Source organism: Streptomyces sp. ISL-94, assembly GCF_018614075.1.
GTDB lineage: Bacteria > Actinomycetota > Actinomycetes > Streptomycetales > Streptomycetaceae > Streptomyces.
Map to the genome: position 1 here is coordinate 65505 of NZ_JAGGOZ010000005.1, position 1388 is coordinate 66892.

A 1388-nucleotide genomic window follows, 5' to 3' on the forward strand; every position below is an offset into this window, starting at 1 on the left:
CTTTCCGGCCACAGCACTAGCGCGCGCCGGCGCGAGCGCTAGCGCTCCGAGCCCTCCGGCTGCACCCACTGGTCGAGCTTCACGACGTCCTTGAGGAAACCGCGGACCCCCAGGAACTGGGAGAGGTGTTCGCGGTGCTCCTCGCAGGCCAGCCACGTCTTGCGCCGCTCCGGCGTGTGCAGGGCCGGGTTGTTCCACGCCAGGACCCAGACGGCCGCGCCGCGGCAGCCCTTGGCGGAGCAGGTGGGGGATTCGGCATCAGGGCTGGGGAAGTCGGAGGAAGTCACGACCCAACCCTAGTGCTGTGGCCGGGGAGGTTCCGTGCTGGGCGTCGCGACCCGGTGAACCTCGTCGGCCAGAGCACTGGAACGGAAAGGCGACGCCGAGCAGCCACGGGGGGAGCTGCCCGGCGTCGGTCCGTCGCTCCGACGGGGGATGCGGAGCGCGTAGGCAGTATGTCACGCAGGACCCGGTGCGGTGCACCGGAACTTCATGATTGATCTGAGCTGTTCTTGAGGTTTCCCGCGTCCAGCGCCGGCCGTACGGGAGCCGGGATGAAATGCGAGGGCAGTGAGGGGGCCGACTCGCGCCCCGCGTTCGCGATGACCACGGCGACGTAGGGCAGCAGGGCGCCCGCGATCAGCGTCACGATCGCCACCGGGCGCTGCACGTTCCACAAGACCACGGTCGCGATGACCGACAGGGTCCTGATGCCCATCGACACGACGTATCGGCGCTGGCGGCCCCGCACGTCCTCGGCGAGACCCATCCGCGCTCCGGTGATCCGGAAGACCTCGGCCCCGTTCCGCTTCTGCCGCTTCGTCCGCTCCACGCTCCACCACCCGATCAGCCGCCGGACGCTCCCCGGCCCGGACCCTCCCACGGTACGCCGCTGCCCCGATCGCGGGGAGAGTGGGTGTCCCCCGAATGGAGCTGTCCGAAATGCACCGTACGCCCCACCGGCCAAGACTGGGCCCACATGCGCACCACGCGCCACGAGGAGGCTCGACATGCAATGGTTGTGGGCGATCATCGTCGGTTTCGTACTGGGCCTGATAGCCCGGGCCATCCTGCCGGGCAAGCAACACCAGCCCCTCTGGCTGACCACCCTCTTCGGCATCGCCGGCGCCCTCCTCGGCAACGCCGTCTCACGGTGGATCGGCGTCGAGGAGACCAAAGGCATCGACTGGATCCGGCACTTGCTGCAGCTTGCCGGAGCGGTCCTGGTCGTCGGTGTCGGCGACATGGTCTACGGAGCGGTCCGCGGCCGCAGGAGGCAGATGACCTAGTGCTGGGGCCGGAAAGGTTTGCCGGGGCGCGGCGTCCGGTGCGGTGCATCGCAAGGCGGAGGGCCGCGGCTCGTACTGGGACGTACTTGCGCGGTCCGA

Annotated in this window: 3 protein-coding genes; 1 reads left to right on the forward strand and 2 read right to left on the reverse strand. The window is 69.6% G+C overall.

Annotated features, from left to right (window positions below; all coding sequences use genetic code 11):
* Positions 1–38 precede the first annotated feature (38 nt).
* Positions 39–287, reverse strand: a complete 249-nt coding sequence (locus tag J7E94_RS01485; protein WP_215011580.1) for a hypothetical protein — start codon at positions 285–287, stop codon at positions 39–41.
* A 203-nt stretch (positions 288–490) separates the two neighbouring features.
* Positions 491–769, reverse strand: coding sequence for a DUF3099 domain-containing protein (locus J7E94_RS34080; protein ID WP_251055971.1), 279 nt, complete (start codon positions 767–769; stop codon positions 491–493).
* A 241-nt stretch (positions 770–1010) separates the two neighbouring features.
* Between J7E94_RS34080 and J7E94_RS01495 the strand changes: the two genes are divergently transcribed.
* Positions 1011–1289 carry a GlsB/YeaQ/YmgE family stress response membrane protein gene (locus tag J7E94_RS01495; RefSeq protein ID WP_215011584.1) on the forward strand — a complete coding sequence of 93 codons (279 nt, stop codon included), beginning with the start codon at positions 1011–1013 and terminating at the stop codon, positions 1287–1289.
* The last annotated feature ends 99 nt before the right edge of the window (positions 1290–1388 follow it).

Coding starts and splice junctions, on each gene's coding strand:
- J7E94_RS34080 (WP_251055971.1), bottom strand. CDS start 769: ATGGGTCTCGCCGAGGACGTGCGGGGCCGCCAGCGCCGATACGTCGTG.
- J7E94_RS01495 (WP_215011584.1), top strand. CDS start 1,011: ATGCAATGGTTGTGGGCGATCATCGTCGGTTTCGTACTGGGCCTGATA.